This is a genomic window from Monashia sp. HAY1-2A, assembly GCF_056755315.1.
In genome coordinates, this window is record NZ_JBNDHY010000099.1 from 1 (window position 1) to 17,007 (window position 17,007).

Here is a 17,007-nt window from a genome sequence, read left to right on the forward strand (position 1 = left end):
TCCGGTCGCCCGCGCGATGCCGAGGGCCGCGAGACGGCGCTCGTTGCGGATGCGGGTGGCCTCGTCGGGCGTCAGCCGCTCGAGCGGACCGCCGTAGACCCGCTCCGGGAGGTCGAAGTAGCGCTGCCGTCCCTTGCGGCCGGCGATGGCGACCTGCCCGCGGCGGGCCATCGACTCGAGCATCTTGGTGACGTTGCGGTTGTTGGTCCAGCCGCTCGAGGGCCACGGCACCGCGCTCGTGTCGGGGATGTCGCGCGAGAGCAGGGGGCCCGCCTTCTCCAGACGGTCGAGGATGTCCTGCCGGAACTGCTCGTTGGCCTCGAGCCACTCGAGGATCGACGGGTGGAACTCACGTCCGACCCACTCGGCCACGACCGCCGCGACGTCGCCGGGCGGCCGGACGTAGGCGACGGTCTCGTGGAGCCGGCGCTCCTCGAGCGCCTGCGTGAGCTGCTCGGGCCGGTAGGCCGAACCGAGCCGGGACCACAGGACGAGGTCGGCGCTCGGTGCGATCGCCGCGGTGGGGTCGATCTGGAGCAGCGTCAGCCGGTCGACGACCGCGAGCAGGTCGGTCGGGCGCGGCAGGTCGAGCAGCTGGGCGTGGATCGCCACGCGTCGTGCCTGCTCGATGGTCAGCTCCGTGGTCCCCTGCCGCACCGCCATGCGGCCGACCCTAGACCGAACTACCGACGCGGTGTCAGGCTCCCGACCGGCGGCGGGGACTAGCCTCGTGGGAACCAGGCCCTGCTTCCGGAGGTGGTCATGCCCTACGCCGTCGACTTCACGGACGTCTCCACGGTGGGTCTCGAGTCGTCACCGCACGCGGAGGCGCTCGCGGGGGTGCGTGCGAACGAGGCGCGGTACTACCGGAACAAGTACGACCACACCTTCACGGTGCACCCGGCGAGCGAGGCGACGGAGGTCGTCGACTACGTCGCCCGCATCCTGAGGGAGGAGCGCGGCCTCGTCATCGCGTCCCCGGCGCTGGAGGCCACGACGTTCGAGGTCGACGGCATGCGGATGTCCTACGTGTTCTACGAGTCGGGCCTGTCGATCAACGTCATGTACACGCTCGCGGACGGCGGCAAGCGCGCCGTCGGGTTCAAGCTGTGTGACGGGATGGATGTCCCCGAGGAGCTCTCGAGCTTCAAGTTCGCGCGGCAGAAGTCGAAGCTCGCCGGGACGATCCGCGGGTCCTACTTCGTCGTCAAGGGCGAGTACCCGACCCCCTGACGAGGGGCCGTGGTGCCCTCCCTACCCCTGGGGAGCCTGCCGGCAGCGTGAGGCCCGGGCGCTCGTCGTCCCATGCGACGGCACTGATCCGCCAGCCCTCGCGCGTCCGGACCAGCTGCACCGACTTCATCCCGCGCCCGGCGGTCGGCTCGCCGTCGTGGACGCCCTCCTTGGCGTAGGCCCCGAACCAGGCCGCGATGTCACCGAAGACGTCGACGCGCCCGCCGAGCGACCACTCGTGGAAGTCGACGAGGACCCCGCCGGTCAGCAGGGCCTCCCGAGGGGCGATGAACGACTCGACGTCGTGCACGCCGAGGTCCGCGCCGCAGGTGCGGACGACGACCGCTTGCGGGAGGAACAGCCGGCGCAGCCGGTCGAGGCGCTGCGTCGCCTCGGGGCCGGAGCGGAACGCGTCGAGGAACGCCTCGACGACGGCCTGCACGGCCATCCGGTCGGCGTCGACGTCGACGTCGAAGACGGGAACTGGCTGCTGCCCTTCGGTGCCCACGCCCGAACGCTAGCGGGTAGGCCCTCAGGCGGTCGCACGGCGCAGGGAGAGCCAGGCGCCGACGACGAGCACCAGGGCGGCGAGCCCGGCGAAGGCGGAGCTGAGGTCGACGGCCTCGTGCGTGACCGTCACGTGCTTGGGCAGGTTGCCGAGGACCTGCGCCAGCGACTCGGCGTCCTGCGCCGCGAAGTACTCGCCGCCCGTGGTCTCGGCGACGTCGCGCAAGGCTGCCTCGTCGACGACGAGGAAGTTGCGACCGCCGATGTCGCCGACGCGGGACCCGCCGAAGCCGCCACCGACGTTGGGGCCGAAGCCGGGCCCGGGCAGCCCGCCGTACTGGTCGAGCGTGCACGCGAGCCGCGTCGGGTTCCGGGTGCCGAACCCGATCGGGTAGACGCGGACGCCGCGGGCCGCCGCCTGCTCGGCCGCCTGCCTCGGGGTGACTCCGCGGGTGTTGGCTCCGTCGGTGAGCAGGACGACGATCTCGGGCGCCGGCGCCCCGCGGGCCGCGGCCCGGGCGTCGCCCCCGGAGCCCTCGCCGGAGGACGGCGAGCCGGTCGGCGGAGTTGCGTCGGCCGTCCCGGGACCGTCCGTCGCCGGTTCGGCCACCGGGTCGCTCGGCGGCACGGTCGGGTCGAGCTCCGCGATGGCGTCGATGGAGCGCAGGATGGCAGCGCCGATCGTCGTGCCGCGTCCGGTCGTCACCTCGTCGATCGCCTCGAGCAGCGCGTCCCGGTCGTCGGTCGGCGGCACGGCGAGCTGTGCGAACCCGGAGAACACGACAAGCCCGACCTTCGCGTCACCGTCCTGCCGGCGGACGAACTCCCGCACGGCCGCCTGGGCCGCGCTGAGCCGGTTGGGCGTCACGTCGGTCGCGCACATCGACCCGGAGACGTCGAGCGCGATGATGACCGTCGAGCTCGACGTCGGCACGTCCGCCTCGACGGTCGGGCGCGCACCGGCGAGGCCCAGCAGCGCCAGCGCGCCCAGCACGAGCGCCACCGGCACGTGCCGACGCCACGACCGGGTGGACGCCCCTGCCGCCCGAAGCAGGGCGACGTCCGGGAACGGCACCGCCTCCCGACGCCGTCGGCGCAGCTGCCAGGCGTAGGCCGCGAGCAGTGCGGGGACGGCGACGAGGACGAGGAGCAGCAGCGGCTGGCCGAACGACACCTAGACCACCCGACCCTGCCGGAGCACCGTCACGGCCGTCCCGGCGAGCAGCAGCAGCGCCGCCACCGCCGCCACGAGCGAGGTGATCTCGTGCGGCACCGACCGGGTCGTCCACTGCAGCTGGATCGAGTCGTAGACGGCCGCGAGGGTGGCGACGTCCGACGCGCGCCGGTAGGTCCCGCCGGTCGTGTCGGCCACCTCGCGCAGCACCGACTCGTCCAGTGCGGTCGCGATGCTGAACCCGTCCACGTCGATGACCGTGCCCGCAGGCGTCCCGAGCCCCACCGGGTCGATGCGCACCCCGGCGGCCGAGGCGAGGTCGGCCAGGTCGTTCGGGTCGGCGCCGGACGTGTTCTCGCCGTCGGTGAGCAGGACGATCGCCGTGCCGCCGAAGTAGCCGATCGGGGTCTCGTCCGTCGCGCCGTTCTCGGTGTCGGTCGGCGGGCGCACCGGCTTGCCGGCGATGGCGCTCAGGCCGCCGAGGATGCCACCGGCCAGCGACGTGTCGCCCTGCGGCGTCAGTCGCGCGATCGCGGCGAGCACCGCCGACCGGTCGTCCGTCGGACGTTGTGCCACGACGCCGCTGCCGCCGAACGCGACGACGGCGATGCGCACGCTCGGCGGCTGCTTCTCCACGAAGCCGCGTGCGGCCGCCTTGGCCGCCTCGAGCCGCGTCGGCTTGACGTCGGTGGCCGCCATGCTGTTCGACACGTCGAAGGCCAGCACGACGGTGCCCTCGCGGTGCGGCTCGGCCACGGCCGCCACCGGTCGCGTCAGCGCGACGACGAGCAGGGCCAGGGCGGCGAGCAGCAGCACCGGCCCCAGGTGGCGCAGGCGGTCGCGCCGTTCCACGAGCACGAAGCCCTCCGCGGCCATGGCCCGAAGCCGCGCGGCCCGCGCGGCCAGCAGCCGCCGGTACGCCACGACGAGCAGCGGCAGGAGCGCGAGTCCCGCCACCATCCACGGCCAGGTCAGCGTCATGGTCGACGTGCTCCGATCCGCCTGCGCCGCAAGGCGGCCACGCGCACGAGCACCCGCACGAGGTCCTCCTCCGTCGACACGTGGTGCAGGTCGGCCCCGGCCCGACGCGTCACCCGCTCCAGCTCGGCCCGGCGCTCGTCGGCCACCTGCCGCACCCGCGCCCGGAAGGCCGCGTCGTCGGTGTCGACGACGATCTGCTCGCCGGTCTCGGGGTCCTCGACGTACACCGTGCCCACGTTCGGCAGGTCGTGCTCGCGGGGGTCGCTGACCCGCAGCACGACGACGTCGTGCCGCCGTGCGAGCCGGCCGAGCTCGGCATCCCACCCCGGCGCGCTGACGAGGTCGCTGACGACGACGACCATCGACCGCCGGCGCGCCAGGCCGGCCAGCGCGCGCAGGCCGCCGCCGAGGTCGGTGAGGCCGGGAGGGGCCGGACGTGCCGGTCGGAACGGGCGGACGGGGCGAGCCAGCGTCCATCGACGCCGGCTCGGGGCGGCGGCCGCCGCGTCGGCCGCCTCGTGCGCCGCCCGCCGGTCGAGCAGCGCCGTGGCGATCCGCAGCACCTGGGTGCGCCCCGACCCCGGTGGCACGACCGCCTCGACGCCCGCGTCGACGATGACCGCCCCGACGCGGCTGCCCCCACGGGTCAGGACGTGGGCGAGCGTCGTGGCGAGCTCGGCCACGACGAGGTCCTTGTTGCGGCCTGCGGCGCCGAAGCCCATCGACCGCGACGCGTCGAGGAGCAGCCACGCCGTCACCTCGCGCTCCTCGACGTACTCCCGCACCCACGGCTCGTCGAGGCGCGCGGTGACGTTCCACTCGACGTGCCGCAGGTCGTCGCCGGGCTCGTACTCGCGCAGGTCCGTGAAGTCGAGCCCGGACCCCGTGAAGAGGCTGCGGTAGTCCCCCTGGAGCAGCCCGTCGAGCCGGCGCACCACGCGCCACTCGAGCCGGCGGAGCAGGCGCTCCGGCGTCAGTGCTGGGGCCGCGCCCACGACGTGTCCTCCACGCCACCGACGGGGACGCCTGTCCCCGTGGGGGCCTCGCGCGTCGGTGCCGTCGGCACGGGGACCGCAGCGACGACGGGGGCGAGCACCTCGTCGGGCGACAGGTCCTCGGCCAGCGCCTCGTACGACAGCACGACGCGGTGCCGCAGCACGTCGTGCGCGAGCTCGTGCACGTCGGACGGCAGCGCGAAGTCACGCCCGCGCAGGAAGGCCAGGGCCCGGGCCGCGAGGACGAGGTTGATGGACGCGCGGGGGCTGGCCCCGTACGTCAGGAGACGGGACAGGTCGTCGCGCCCGACCGAGGCCGGGTCGCGCGTCGCCGACGCGAGGTGCACGGCGTACTCGATGACCGCCGGGTCGACGTACACCTCGTCGACCTCCTGCTGGAACCGCCGCAGCACGTCCGGGTCCAGCACCTGCGCCGTCCGCACCGCCGCCCCGATCTGCCGCTCGACGACGACGAACTCCTCTGCGGCGGAGGGGTACCCGATGAGGACCTTGAGCATGAAGCGGTCGACCTGGGCCTCGGGCAGCTGGTACGTGCCCTCCGACTCGATGGGGTTCTGGGTCGCCATGACGAGGAAGGGGTCCGGCGCCGGGTAGGTCTGGCGGCCGATCGTCACCTGCCGCTCCTGCATGACCTCCAGCAGCGCGCTCTGCACCTTGGCCGGCGCACGGTTGACCTCGTCGGCGAGCACGAGGTTGGCGAAGACCGGACCGAGCGACACCTGGAACTCGCCGTCGCGCTGGTTCCAGATGCGCGTGCCGACGAGGTCGGCCGGCACGAGGTCGGGCGTGAACTGGATGCGCTGGAACTGGCCGCCCACCGTCGCCGCGAGCGTCTTGATGGCCATCGTCTTGGCCAGGCCGGGAACGCCCTCGACGAGCAGGTGACCGCGGGCGAGGAGCGCCACGACCATCCGCTCGAGGAGCACGTCCTGCCCGACGATGGTCCGCTTGACCTCGTAGAGCGCCTGCTCGAGCAGCCGGTGGTCGGCGGCGGTGTCGACGTCGGGAGCGACGTGCGTCGGGTCGTCCATGGCTTCTCCCCGTGGTGGGCTGGTGCTCGTACCCGGCGCTCAGTGCGGCGGGCTGCCGGCGGCGCCGCCGGCCGTGGCGATGGGCACGGCGAAGCCGATGCCGACGAACAGCGTCTGATCGGTGGGGTTGGCCAGGCCCGTGACGATGCCGACGACGTGCCCGGCCCGGTCGAGCAGCGGCCCGCCGGAGTTGCCCGGGTTGACGGCGGCGTCGAACTGGATGAGGTGGCGCAGCTGCCTGCCGCCGGGCACGGTGACGGTGCGGTCGAGGGCCGACACGACCCCGGCCGAGAGAGAGTCGGTCAGCCCGAGCGGGTGCCCCACGGCGAAGACCGGGACGCCGACCTGCACCCGGCCCCCGAGCACGGCCGGGACGACGGTGGCCGGCAGGCGCGCCGGCGTCAGGGTCGCGATGTCGTTCTCCGGCCGGCGCGTCCCCACCGTCGCCGGCGAGCTCGTGCCGTCGGCGAACTGGACGGTGATGCCGGTCGCGCCCGCCACGACGTGGTCGGCGGTCAGCACCGTGCCGTCGTCGTTGACGACGACGCCGGCCCCCGTGCCGCGCTCCACGCCGGTCCGGGTCGGGGTGAGCGTCGTGACGAGGACGAGCGAGGGCTCGATGGCGCGGTGGGCGAGGCTGGCGTCCGGGGGCCGCGCGGCCTGGTCCTCGGCGTACGCCTCGAGGCTGCGCCGGACGCTGGCGTCGACGTCCCGCTGCGTCGGCGGGGGCGGACCGGACTGATGGGTCAGCCCGAAGGCGAGCCCCGCTGCGGCCACGAGGAGGACGACGACCACGACCGCCCAGACGCGTCGGGGCAACGACCGCAGGGGGCCGGACCGGCGCGGCGGCTCGGGCGGGGAAGCCGGCTCCGACCCGCCACCGGGCGCGGGGGTCGACGGCGCGGCACCGACGGCGCCGGCCGGATGCACCTTCGGCGGATCGGTGACCCGTGCCACCACTCGACTCTACGTTCCGCACCCACCGACCGGCAGGGGTCTGTGCACCCTTCACAGGAGCGCGGCCAGCGCGGGCCCGGGCCCCTACGATCGCCACCATGCCGACCGACGCGACCCCTCCCCTCGCCGTGGTCGTCCGCGACGCCACGCCCGCCGACGCCGCGGCCTGCGCGCGCATCTACCGGCCGTACGTCCTCGACACCGCGATCACCTTCGAGCTCGAGCCACCGACCGAGGACGCGGTCGCTGCGCGCATCGAGGCCGCCCGCGCCACGCACGCCTGGCTCGTCCTCGAGGAGGCGGGACGGATCCTCGGCTACGCGTACGCCGGTCCGTTCAAGACGCGCCCGGCCTACCGCTGGGCCTGCGAGGTCTCCGTCTACCTCGACCTGGAGCGGCGGGGGCGCGGCGGCGGGCGGGCGCTCTACCTGGCGCTGCTCGAGCGGCTCACCGCGCGCGGCTACCGGATGGCGGCCGCCGGCATCGCCCAGCCCAACGAGGCGAGCAACCGGCTCCACGCGTCGCTGGGGTTCGAGCCGGTGGGCACCTTCCGGCGGGTGGGCTGGAAGCACGGCGCGTGGCACGACGTCGCATGGGTGCAGCGGCTCCTCGGCGAGCCGCACGCGGGCCCCGAGCCGCCCCCCGAGCCGCGCTGAAAGCCACGGCCGGCCCCGGGTCCCGTCAGGCACCCTCGGCCTCCGGCCCCGCACGCCCCGGCATGCAATGAGGGCGGGGACGACACGTGGTCGTCCCCGCCCTCATCCCGCGGGCGCACCGGTCAGGTCACGGTGCGTAGATGTACTGCATCCCCGAGATGTCGGTGACGGTGCGGGTGTTGTAGTTGTACGGGCCGGCGAGGGCGTTCATCTCGACGATGGTGACCTCGTTGCCGTTGACGGCCGTGACCCAGGCGACGTGGCCGACGCTCGAGGAGCCGTGGACGCCGGGCTGCATGACGACGATGGAGCGCGTGCGCGGCGTGCCGCTCACGGTGTAGCCGGCGGAGGCGGCGCCGGAGGCCCACTCCATGGCGTTGCCGGTCCAGCCACCGGGGTAGTAGCCCTCGGACTGGTACCACTTGTTGAGAGCGCCCCACGTGCACTGGCCCGGGGTGGCCCAGTTCGACGAGGCGCGCATGCCGGACGAGGCGCTCGGGACCGAGGCGTTGCTCGTCGCCTTGGTCGAGATCGTGCTCGTCGTCAGGGACCGGCGGGACGCGTCGCGCGAGGCGCGCTCGGCCGCGGCCTTGCGCTCCGCGGCGGCCTGGCGGGCCTTCTCGACGACGAGGTCCTCGATGACGGTCGGCTTGGCCGTGGCGGTGCGCTGGGCGACGGCCTGCTGCACCTGGGGCTGGAAGCCGATCTTGGACAGGGCCGTCGCGGGAGCCACGGCGGGAGTGGTCGCCGGGCCGACGGCGGCAGCGTTGCCGAGGGCGGCGACCGCACCGTTGGCCGGCTTCGCCTCGTCGGCGCTGGCCGGGTTCGCGAAGGTGGCGACGAGGCCACCGGTTGCCGCGACGATCGCGGCGCCCTTCATCGCCGGCTGGGCCGACTCACGGGCGAGAAGCTTGAGTTCGTTGAGGGGGTTGTGTCGTCCCGGCGCACGGTGGCGCCCGCGGGTGTTCTCAGTCGTCATGTACCTCTCCGCGCCTACGAAGTTAGCTGTCGGGTTCGGGCGGAAAGGTGCCCGGTGCCCTCCCGTGCCAGCTGCGGCCCGGATGGGTACTTCACCCCAAGGACGTCCGGAGTCGTGGTGCCGGACGCCCGGAGAAACGCGTGGTTCCTCCGCTCCTGTCACAAGGTTTGTCGTCACGAACGAGGCGGTGACAGGACTAGGCGGTCCACCTCGCGCGTGTCCGGCCTGGTGGCCGGACTCCCGGAACTGTAGACGAATCAACCGGGCAATGTCACGCCGAGGTAACGGTGACGCGCCGGGTGTGCCCTTGAACGACCGGTTGCTCCCGCTTTACCGGCGGCATACCGCCCGGGGAGTGAGACATGGGTCACAGACCCACCGGTCGGGTTTCCGGTACGTCGGCCCCGCTCCGGGGTATACGCACCGCCGGGCGCGGTCCGTCTGTCGCCCGGCGTCGTCACGCCCTCAACCGGACTGGATCTCGTCCTCGTCCTGCTCGCGCTCCGCGCGGCGTCTGACGCACAGGCGGGCGATCGTCGCGACGAGGTCGAGGGGCACGGGACGGGTGATCGGAAAACGCACGGTGTCCTTGGCGCGACGGTAGGGCCGGATGGCCTCCTCGAACGCCTCGTCACCGCTCGGGACGGGGTAGACCCCGACGTGGTTCTTCCACCCGGCGAAGTACAGCAACGGCTTGCCGTCGAGGGTGAAGGTCGCCATGCCGTAGCTGATCTTCTCGCTGGCGTCGGGCACCGCCGTGCGCACCGCCGTACGAACCCTCGCGAGCTGAGTTCGCGTCTCCTCGGGATAGGAGGCGATGTAGTCATCGACGGACGCGAATCTGGGGGCCAATCCTGGTCCTCACTGTCTCCGGACCGGTTTGTCGGGCGGGATCACTGCGACTTTATTGGCCCAAAGGGGTCAGTGCAAAGGAACCTCGCCATTCGGCGCCAAACCGGAGCAAAGCGACAGATGCGTGGAGAGGCCGGATCGTCCGGCGAATCCCGTTGGCCCGAGGCGCCGTCCGCGTCAGGCGGGAGCGCCCGCGCGCAGCGCGTCAGGGAAGGCGGCTCACGGCTGCAGGAGCACCTTGACGGCGCGTCGCTCGTCCATGGCGCGGTAGCCCTCGGCCACCTCGTCGAGCGGCAGCGTCAGGTCGAAGACCTTGCCGGGGTCGATGCGCCCGGACAGCACCCGGTCCAGGAGGTCCGGCAGGTAGCGGCGCACCGGGGCGACGCCGCCGGCGAGCCCGATGTTCCGGGAGAACATCCGGCGCACGGGCAGCTCGACCCCGTGCGGGACGCCGACGAAGCCGACGGTCGACCCGGCCCGCGCGACGTCGAAGGCGGTGTCCATGGCCTGGTGCGTGCCGACGCACTCGAGCACGGCGTCGGCCCCGACGCCGCCGGTGAGGTCCTTCACCGCCGCGACGGCCTCCTCGCCGCGCTCGGCCACGACGTGCGTCGCGCCGAAGTCGCGGGCCAGGGCCTGTCGCGGCTCGTGCCGCGACATCGCGACGATCCGCTCGGCGCCGAGCTGCTGGGCGGCGATGACGCCGCAGAGGCCGACCGCGCCGTCACCGACGACGACGACCGTGGAGCCGGGCGTCACCTTCGCGGCGACGGCGGCGTGCCAGCCGGTGGCCATGACGTCGGACAGCGCCAGCAGCGAGGGCAGGTACTTCTCGTCGGGCATCCCGTCGGTCTTGACGAGGCTGCCGTCGGCCTGCGTGACGCGGGTCAGCTCGGCCTGGCCGCTCGCGGTGCCGTCGGCGTTCGGGCACGCGGACTGCACACCGGCGAGACAGTCCGGGCAGGTGTTGTCGCAGTGGCAGAACGGGATGACGACGAAGTCGCCGGGCCTGACCTCCCGGACCTGCGCGCCGACCTCCTCGACGACGCCGACGGCCTCGTGACCGATGGTGGCGCCCACGCGGATCGGGTTCTCGCCGCGGTAGGGCCACAGGTCGGAGCCGCAGATGCAGCCCGCCGTGACGCGCACGATCGCGTCGGTCGGGGCCTCGATGGTGGGGTCGGCGACCTCGGACAGACGGATGTCGCCGGGGCCGTGGATCGTCGTCGCGCGCATGGGCGCCATCCTCGTCCGGCCGCCCGCACGTGGCAAAGCCACTCGACGACGGCGCGGGCCTTACCCTGCGCTCAGCCGCGGGAACGCAGGCGCAGGTTGGGCAGCCCGGGCGCGGGGAGCGTGTGGTCCCACGCGTCGGGGAAGGTGCCGTAGCGGGCGGACGCGTCAACCGCCTCGCCGCGTGCAGCGGCCTCGCGCTCGCGCTGCCACTGCTCGCGGAAGCCGACGACCTCGTCGTGGCTGCGGCCGATGAAGTTCCACCACATGACGATCTGCTCGCCGAAGGGTGTCCCGCCGAGGACGAGCAGGCGCGTGGCGTCGTCGCCCGCGGTCAGCGTCACGCGCTGGGCTCCGGCCGGCAGGAAGACGATCTCGCCCGGCTTGGCCGTCGCGCCCTGCACCGTGAGCGTGCCTGTGTCGCAGAGGAACCCGTGCTCGTACGCCACGTCCAGGTCGACCTCGAGCGAGCGCCCGGCCGGCAGGGTCACCTCGGCGCCGACGAGCGGCGAGTGCATCGTCACCGGTGAGGTCTGCCCGAACAGGGTGCCGAGGAACACGAGGACGCGGCAGCCGTCGACGTCGGTCGCCGCCGGCGCGTAGTGCTCGAAGCCCGGCGCGGTGAACCGGCTCGCCTCGGGCAGCGCCACCCACAGCTGCGCGCCGTGCAGCGTCGTCGTGGCCGGCGTCGAGTACTCGGAGTGGGCGATGCCGTTGCCGGCCGTCATGAGGTTGAGCTCGCCCGGGCGGACGAAGGCGTGCGCGCCGGTGGTGTCGCGGTGCTCGACCTCACCCGAGAAGAGCCACGACACCGTCTGCAGGCCGGTGTGCGGGTGACCCGGCACGACCATGCCTCCTGTCGCCGACACGTCGTCGGGCCCGTAGTGGTCGACGAAGCACCAGGCCCCGATGAGCGAGCGCTCACGCTGGGGGAGGCTGCGGCGCACCGGCATCGCCCGCGGCCCGCCGAGGGGCACGTCGCGGTAGGGGAGCACGACGGGGTCGTGGCCGCCGGTGTCGCGGCTCTCGCAGGTGACCTCGTCGGGGTTGCGGTCGGGGTTGCTCACCGGATCAGGCTAGGCCGCCGTTGCTACCTTGCCCACCATGACCGAACCCCTCCGACCGGCCCGACCCGACGCCTCGCCGGTCCCGTCGTCCGCCGCGTCCCCGACGCGGGCGCCGCGCTGGTCCGCGTGGCGGGTGGTGTGGTGGTTCGGGTTCGTCAGCCTCGCCGCCGACATGGTCTACGAGGGCGCCCGGTCGATGTACGGCCCGCTGCTCGCCTCGCTCGGCGCGGGCGCGGTCGTCGTCGGGCTCGTCACCGGGGCCGGCGAGGCGATGGCGCTGGCCCTGCGTCTCGTCTTCGGTCCCCTCGCCGACCGCACCGGCCGCTACTGGGGCCTGACGATCGCCGGCTACGGCCTCACCGCGGTCTGCGTGCCGCTGCTCGCCGTGGCACCGTTCGTCGGCGGCGCCGGACTCGTCCTCGCCGCGGTGCTCATCCTGCTCGAGCGCGCCGGCAAGGCGGTGCGCAGCCCGTCCAAGTCGGCCCTGCTCGCCCACGTGGCCACCGCGGTGGGGCGCGGACGTGGCTTCGGGGTCCACAAGGCCCTCGACCAGGTGGGCGCGTTCGCGGGCCCGCTGCTCGTGGCCGGAGTGGTCGCGGCCGCCGGCGCGATCTGGCCGGGCCTGCTCGTGCTCGCCGTCCCCGGCCTCGCCGCCATGGTTCTGCTCGCCGTCATGCGGGCGCGGGTGCCCGACCCGGCCGTGTACGACCCCCAGCCGACCGACACCGCGCCTCCCGCTGCGACCACCGACACGTCGAGCACCGACGCCCAGTCAGACGTCGGGACCATCGACGCCGGGACGACCGACGCGGTCGCGCCCACCGAGGCGCTCGCGGCCGACGCCGTACTCGCCGCCGCGTCGGTGACGGACGCGAAGGACGGCCACACGCCTGCCGACCCGTCGGTGCCTGCCGACGGTACGCGTCCTCGACAACCCGTCGGCGGCGTGCGCGGCTGGTTCGCGGACGCCGTCGGCGCGGGTCTGCCGCCCTCGTTCTTCCGGTACGCGCTCGCCGCGGGCCTGACGACCGCCGGCCTCGTGACGTTCGGCCTCATCGGCTACCACCTCACCGTCGCCGGTCTCGTGCCCGTGGCCACCGTGCCGGTGGTCTACGCCGGGGCGATGGGCGTCGAGGCGCTCGCGGCCCTCGGTGTCGGCGTCGGGTACGACCGGTTCGGCGGGGCGGTGCTCTTCGCGGTACCGGTGCTCGTCGCGCTCGTGCCTCCGCTCGCGCTCACCGGCTCCCTGACCCTCGCGCTCGTCGGCGTCGCAGTGTGGGGACTGGCGTACGGCGTCCAGGACTCGACGGTCAAGGCGCTCGTCGCCGAGGTCGTCGAGGCGCCGAGGCGGGCCACCGCGTACGGCGTCTTCGCCGGCGTCCAGGGCGCCTTCGCCGTGGTCGGCGGCCTCGTGTCCGGCTGGCTCTACGACCGGTCGCTGCCCTGGCTCGTCGCCGTCGTCGCGGTCAGCCAGCTCGTCGCCCTCGTCCTGCTCGTCCGCACCGTCCGCGCCCTCCGTGGGACCCGCACCCCCTGACCGACGAGGAGGGCCGGGTCGGTCAGGCGGGGAGCGCGGTCGGACGCGTCAGCGGGCCGAGCGCGATGAGCAGCAGGAGCGCCCCGAGCGGCAGCAGGCCCCACGGCACCGCGATGGCGACGGCTCCGACGGCTGCCAGCGCCGCCGACCCCACCGGCAGGCGTCCCTCGAGGGTCAGGGCCGCGAGCACCGCGGCCAGGCCGACGGCGACGAGCACCGGGCCGCCGACGACGAGGGCGACGGGCAGGGTCGAACCGAGCAGCCCGACCGCCTGGCCGAGCCACACCGCGCCCGTGGCGCCGGCGCCGAACGCGGCGAGGGCCGTGGCCGGGACGCCGATCCGCAGGTGCTCGAGGCGTGTGCCCAGCGCCGCGACGAGCCAGCAGAACGCGGCGGCGGCGACGACGAGCGTCAGTCCCGACGCCACGGGCGCGAGCCGGTCCACGTCCGCCCCGTCGAGGCTCGCCCCGAGCGCGAGGGAGACGGTGCCGGTGTCGCTGCCGGTGTCGCTGCCGGCGACCGCGCCGTCGATGCCCGTGGCGGCGGGGGACCCGAGGCCGAGCACCCACGCGACGATGCCGTGGACGAACAGGGCGAGGGGTGCGACGAACGCGAGCACCCGACCCCGGGCGGGCAGCGGCGCGGGCACGGTGCGGGCGACCGGAGGGGTGCGGTCGGCGCCCGGAACCCCGAGGGTGACGGGGCGGGAGCGGAGGGTCGTCGTCATGCTCCCAGCGTGGGGTCCCGGACGGGTCCTGCCCATCGGGGTCGACCCCGAGCCGTCCCCGAGCGACCCCTGAGCCGCCCCGGCGCGGCGAGTTCGCGGCGACGGCGCTGCGGGCCGGGCGCAGCCGGCGGGGAGCGCCTCCCGAAAGGTGGGTTTTGTCCATTTCGCGACGGAGGCGCTGTCCGGCGTCGTACCTTTCGCCAAGAGGGAGTGGAGCACGGGGGTGCTCCGAGGTTCGCGTTCAAAGGGGATGACCATGTCCGTGCGCTTCAACACCCCACCCGGATGGCCGGCTCCGCCCGCAGCATGGGCGCCCGGTGACGACTGGATGCCCGACCCCAGCTGGCCTGTGCCACCCGAGGACTGGGAGTTCTGGACGGTCGTCGACCCGCGTCGGGTCGCGAGCAGCGGTCTGGTCGGCGACGTGCTCGCCGGCCTCCCCGTGGGGTCGCGTGCGGTCAGTGCCATCGATGCCATCGACGCCGTCGGCGCAGCCGGCCCAGCCGGGCCAGCCGGGCCGGGTGGTGCACGGCGGTTCGAGCCGCGTCCGCCGCGACTGGGTGCCCCTCCCCGGTCCGTCGTGGCGGCCTACGGCACGGACCGCGGCACCTGGCTCGCCCGGCTCCGGGCGTCCGAGCGCGTGGCCCAGCCCGGGGTGGCTCCCACCACCACGGTCGTGGCCACGCCGGTCCCCGAGAACGAGACCCTGCCCGCGCCGGCCGCACCCGTGACGCCTCCGCGTCCCGCGGCGCGTCCGGCACCCGAGGACGCGTGGGCCGTCGACGGCCTCCGGTTCCCGGTCAGCAGGGTGGACGTCTGACGTGGAGCCGCAGATCAGGGTCGCACCCGAGGTGCGGCTCGGCTCCACGGCGTCCGGCCTGCGCGCGTCGCTCGCCGCCGGTGCCTCCTCCACCGACCCCCTCGCGGGCCCCGGCGGCTGGATGGGCACCGGCGTCGGGTCGCGCGGCACGTCCGGCGTCCCCCCGGTGTCGCTCGACGCGCTCGCCGTGCGGGCGCTGGCCGCGCAGCGCGGCAGCGACGTCAACGCCCTGACCGAGGTCGAGACGACGCTCGCCTCGCTCCACCTCCAGACCCACACCCCCCGGCGCCGTCCGGAGCCCGAGCCGGTCGGACCGCTCCAGGGCCACGAGCGCAAGGACCTGTACCGCAGGGCCCTGCGCGCCGCGCGCCGGCCGGTGCCGGTGTTCCGGTTCTCGGCGCGTTCGGCCGCTCGCCAGGACGCCGAGGTGCAGGCCGACGCGTTCGCCGCCGCCGCCGAGGTGTCCCACGCCGTCGTCGGGCAGCACCGCGCCACGGCCCTCGAGGACCGGTGGGCCGACCTCGCCCGCAACGACCGGGTCACCGTCATCGCCGAGCTCGACGCGGAGTTCGCCGCGGGCGGCGGGACGTGCACCTGCATCGACGCCGGCTGGTCCGAGGACGGCGCGCGCGGTTACGTCACCGTGGTCGCCCGCTACCCGCGTCCGGACATCGTCGGCGAGCGCGGCCCGGGCCTGTCGGGCAACGGGCGACCGATGCTGCGCCGCCGAACGCCCGCCGAGCGCAACGCCGTCTACCTCGGCGGCCTCGCCTCGCTCGCCCTCGCGACGGCACGCCACGCGATCAGCGTCGCCGTCGCCGCCGACGACGTCCACGTCCTCGTCGTCCGCCCGACCGAGGGCGGCACCGGCCTCGAGCCGGTCTACCTCGGCAGCCTGAGCCGCGAGGCCGTGACGCTGCGGCCGGCCTCGGCCGACCCGTTGCCCCTGCTCGTCAGCGCCGCCGCCCGGCCGATGCGCTTCGAGGGAGCGACCAACGACCTGGCCCCGCTCGAGCCGGAGGCGGACATCGAGGCGGTCGTCGGCGCGTGCGTCGCCGCGCTCGAGGACGAAGCCGTCGACGCCGTCCTCGGCGGTGCGGTCGAGGGCTCCGCCGGCTGACCGCTCTCGGCCGCCCGGTGGACACGACAGGGACATCGGCGGGGCCCGGCGACGGAGACGTCGGCGGGACACATCGGGACACATCGGGACACGTCCGGAACCCGGACTGCCCTCCGCTGCAACGGAACCCGTGACGGCGTTACGCTGCGAACGGCACGTACAGGCAACCGGCCTCGGTGGCGTGCCGGGCGATGTCTCGGTTCCCGTGGGGGCGGGTGACGAGGCAGGGTCTAGGGGGCCCTGTGCTGACCGTACGTTTCAACCCGCCGCCGGGGTGGCCGGCGCCGCCGACCTCGTGGGTGCCGGCGGACGACTGGCTGCCCGAACCGGAATGGCCGGATCCGCCGGTGCGCTGGACGTTCTGGACGATGGACGGCGAACCGGACGTACCGCGCGGCGTGCGTGACCTGGGCCGCCTGTCCCAGGTCTCCTTCCCCGTCGCGACGGTGGCGGCCCAGTCGACGGTCTCGCTCGCGGCCCTGTTTCCCGAGCGCGGACGCCGGGGCGGTGCCGTGCACGGCGGCTACGGCAGCTCGATGCGTGCGAGCCCGGGGTCCGGTGGCCCGGCCGGCGGTGGCACGTACGGCAGCTCGGCGGGTGCCGCCTTCCGTGGTGCGGCGCGCGGGTCGGGGGTGTACAAGCGCTCGGGGCGCGAGTACTACCGACCCCGTGGCGCGTTCGACGCCTTCGACGCCTCGGCCCTCGACGGCGGCCACGCGCTGGCGGCGCTCGAGGGCACGCCCGTCGGCGCGGACCCGGCTGCCGTCCTCGACTCGAGGCTGCGGGCACCGCTGCCGGTGGTCGACCGGGCGGCCACGAGCGCGGCGGTCTCGACGGTCCGGTTGTCGCCGCTGCTGCGCATCGTCGCCCACCCGTCGGGGTTCCGGGTCCGGTTCCGGCTCGGCGGTGACGTGGCCGCGGCCCTGACCGAGCTCATGACGCCCGCGCTCGTCGCCAGCGCCGCCGACCGGTCCGAGGCGTCCGTTCGCCCGGACCCTGCGCAGGACGGCCGTCCGGGGCGAGGTCCGGGCGAACGCGGAGGGCGCGAGCGCGGCATCCGGATGCTGCTGCGTCGCTCCAGGGGCGAGGACGGACCGGCGGCCGGGACCACGGAGCA

Annotated in this window: 17 protein-coding genes, 1 pseudogene and 1 riboswitch; of the genes and pseudogenes, 6 read left to right on the forward strand and 12 right to left on the reverse strand. The window is 74.6% G+C overall.

Going from position 1 to position 17,007, the window contains the following annotated elements; genetic code table 11:
- The coding region (locus ACPYOM_RS14720; RefSeq protein WP_481346533.1) for a winged helix DNA-binding domain-containing protein at positions 1 to 663 on the reverse strand (663 nt) is incomplete at its 3' end.
- Between the two features lie 99 nt (positions 664 to 762).
- On the opposite strand from ACPYOM_RS14720, the gene ACPYOM_RS14725 reads away from it, so the two are divergent.
- The gene (locus ACPYOM_RS14725; protein WP_481343320.1) at positions 763 to 1,233 is read left to right on the forward strand and encodes a phage tail protein; all 471 of its coding nucleotides are present in this window, start codon (positions 763 to 765) and stop codon (positions 1,231 to 1,233) included.
- On the opposite strand, the gene ACPYOM_RS14730 is transcribed toward ACPYOM_RS14725, so the two are convergent.
- From ACPYOM_RS14730 to ACPYOM_RS14755, 6 genes are read right to left on the reverse strand one after another with little or no spacing between them, the layout of a single operon-like run.
- Positions 1,208 to 1,741 (reverse strand): DUF4440 domain-containing protein, encoded by a 534-nt coding sequence (locus ACPYOM_RS14730; RefSeq protein WP_481346534.1) that lies wholly within the window; start codon positions 1,739 to 1,741, stop codon positions 1,208 to 1,210. The two genes, ACPYOM_RS14725 and ACPYOM_RS14730, sit on opposite strands and share 26 nt — an antisense overlap.
- Before the next feature lie 24 nt (positions 1,742 to 1,765).
- Positions 1,766 to 2,914: a VWA domain-containing protein gene (locus ACPYOM_RS14735; RefSeq protein ID WP_481346535.1), complete on the reverse strand. Its 1,149-nt coding sequence runs from the start codon at positions 2,912 to 2,914 to the stop codon at positions 1,766 to 1,768.
- Complete coding sequence (locus ACPYOM_RS14740) at positions 2,915 to 3,895, reverse strand: VWA domain-containing protein (RefSeq protein WP_481346536.1); 981 nt, start codon at positions 3,893 to 3,895, stop codon at positions 2,915 to 2,917.
- Positions 3,892 to 4,890 carry a DUF58 domain-containing protein gene (locus ACPYOM_RS14745; protein WP_481346537.1) on the reverse strand — a complete coding sequence of 333 codons (999 nt, stop codon included), beginning with the start codon at positions 4,888 to 4,890 and terminating at the stop codon, positions 3,892 to 3,894. The genes ACPYOM_RS14740 and ACPYOM_RS14745 overlap by 4 nt, the downstream gene beginning before the upstream one ends.
- Positions 4,869 to 5,942, reverse strand: a complete 1,074-nt coding sequence (locus ACPYOM_RS14750) for an AAA family ATPase (RefSeq protein WP_481346538.1) — start codon at positions 5,940 to 5,942, stop codon at positions 4,869 to 4,871. The genes ACPYOM_RS14745 and ACPYOM_RS14750 overlap by 22 nt, the downstream gene beginning before the upstream one ends.
- A gap of 39 nt (positions 5,943 to 5,981) precedes the next feature.
- Positions 5,982 to 6,899, reverse strand: a complete 918-nt coding sequence (locus ACPYOM_RS14755) for a S1C family serine protease (protein WP_481346539.1) — start codon at positions 6,897 to 6,899, stop codon at positions 5,982 to 5,984.
- A gap of 98 nt (positions 6,900 to 6,997) precedes the next feature.
- Here ACPYOM_RS14755 and ACPYOM_RS14760 point away from each other — a divergent pair, with 98 nt between their 5' ends.
- Positions 6,998 to 7,555, forward strand: a complete 558-nt coding sequence (locus tag ACPYOM_RS14760; RefSeq protein WP_481346540.1) for an N-acetyltransferase family protein — start codon at positions 6,998 to 7,000, stop codon at positions 7,553 to 7,555.
- A 127-nt stretch (positions 7,556 to 7,682) separates the two neighbouring features.
- Here ACPYOM_RS14760 and ACPYOM_RS14765 read toward each other — a convergent pair whose 3' ends face one another.
- From ACPYOM_RS14765 to ACPYOM_RS14780, 4 genes are all read right to left on the reverse strand, one after another.
- Complete coding sequence (locus ACPYOM_RS14765; RefSeq protein ID WP_481346541.1) at positions 7,683 to 8,534, reverse strand: CHAP domain-containing protein; 852 nt, start codon at positions 8,532 to 8,534, stop codon at positions 7,683 to 7,685.
- Positions 8,534 to 8,717: riboswitch (cyclic di-AMP (ydaO/yuaA leader) on the reverse strand. Its footprint overlaps the gene before it by 1 nt.
- Before the next feature lie 282 nt (positions 8,718 to 8,999).
- Positions 9,000 to 9,386, reverse strand: coding sequence for an iron chaperone (locus ACPYOM_RS14770; protein WP_481343873.1), 387 nt, complete (start codon positions 9,384 to 9,386; stop codon positions 9,000 to 9,002).
- A gap of 219 nt (positions 9,387 to 9,605) precedes the next feature.
- Positions 9,606 to 10,622 carry a zinc-dependent alcohol dehydrogenase family protein gene (locus tag ACPYOM_RS14775; RefSeq protein WP_481343874.1) on the reverse strand — a complete coding sequence of 339 codons (1,017 nt, stop codon included), beginning with the start codon at positions 10,620 to 10,622 and terminating at the stop codon, positions 9,606 to 9,608.
- A 71-nt stretch (positions 10,623 to 10,693) separates the two neighbouring features.
- Entirely contained in the window at positions 10,694 to 11,686 is a 993-nt protein-coding gene (locus ACPYOM_RS14780) for a pirin family protein (protein WP_481346542.1), read from the reverse strand.
- Positions 11,687 to 11,723: 37 nt separating this feature from the next.
- On the opposite strand from ACPYOM_RS14780, the gene ACPYOM_RS14785 reads away from it, so the two are divergent.
- Positions 11,724 to 13,223 (forward strand): MFS transporter, encoded by a 1,500-nt coding sequence (locus ACPYOM_RS14785; protein WP_481346543.1) that lies wholly within the window; start codon positions 11,724 to 11,726, stop codon positions 13,221 to 13,223.
- Between the two features lie 22 nt (positions 13,224 to 13,245).
- Here the strand turns inward: ACPYOM_RS14785 and ACPYOM_RS14790 are convergent, their stop codons facing one another.
- Entirely contained in the window at positions 13,246 to 13,950 is a 705-nt protein-coding gene (locus ACPYOM_RS14790; RefSeq protein WP_481346544.1) for a hypothetical protein, read from the reverse strand.
- A 256-nt stretch (positions 13,951 to 14,206) separates the two neighbouring features.
- Between ACPYOM_RS14790 and ACPYOM_RS14795 the strand changes: the two genes are divergently transcribed.
- The 3 genes and pseudogenes from ACPYOM_RS14795 to ACPYOM_RS14805 form a co-directional block, all read left to right on the forward strand.
- Positions 14,207 to 14,770 (forward strand): hypothetical protein, encoded by a 564-nt coding sequence (locus tag ACPYOM_RS14795; RefSeq protein WP_481346545.1) that lies wholly within the window; start codon positions 14,207 to 14,209, stop codon positions 14,768 to 14,770.
- A 1-nt stretch (position 14,771) separates the two neighbouring features.
- Complete coding sequence (locus ACPYOM_RS14800; RefSeq protein WP_481346546.1) at positions 14,772 to 15,890, forward strand: hypothetical protein; 1,119 nt, start codon at positions 14,772 to 14,774, stop codon at positions 15,888 to 15,890.
- 242 nt (positions 15,891 to 16,132) lie between these two features.
- Positions 16,133 to 17,007: pseudogene (locus tag ACPYOM_RS14805) on the forward strand (hypothetical protein); the annotation flags it as partial.

Coding starts and splice junctions, on each gene's coding strand:
- ACPYOM_RS14725 (WP_481343320.1), top strand. CDS start 763: ATGCCCTACGCCGTCGACTTCACGGACGTCTCCACGGTGGGTCTCGAG.
- ACPYOM_RS14740 (WP_481346536.1), bottom strand. CDS start 3,895: ATGACGCTGACCTGGCCGTGGATGGTGGCGGGACTCGCGCTCCTGCCG.
- ACPYOM_RS14750 (WP_481346538.1), bottom strand. CDS start 5,942: ATGGACGACCCGACGCACGTCGCTCCCGACGTCGACACCGCCGCCGAC.
- ACPYOM_RS14760 (WP_481346540.1), top strand. CDS start 6,998: ATGCCGACCGACGCGACCCCTCCCCTCGCCGTGGTCGTCCGCGACGCC.
- ACPYOM_RS14765 (WP_481346541.1), bottom strand. CDS start 8,534: ATGACGACTGAGAACACCCGCGGGCGCCACCGTGCGCCGGGACGACAC.
- ACPYOM_RS14775 (WP_481343874.1), bottom strand. CDS start 10,622: ATGCGCGCGACGACGATCCACGGCCCCGGCGACATCCGTCTGTCCGAG.
- ACPYOM_RS14785 (WP_481346543.1), top strand. CDS start 11,724: ATGACCGAACCCCTCCGACCGGCCCGACCCGACGCCTCGCCGGTCCCG.
- ACPYOM_RS14790 (WP_481346544.1), bottom strand. CDS start 13,950: ATGACGACGACCCTCCGCTCCCGCCCCGTCACCCTCGGGGTTCCGGGC.
- ACPYOM_RS14795 (WP_481346545.1), top strand. CDS start 14,207: ATGTCCGTGCGCTTCAACACCCCACCCGGATGGCCGGCTCCGCCCGCA.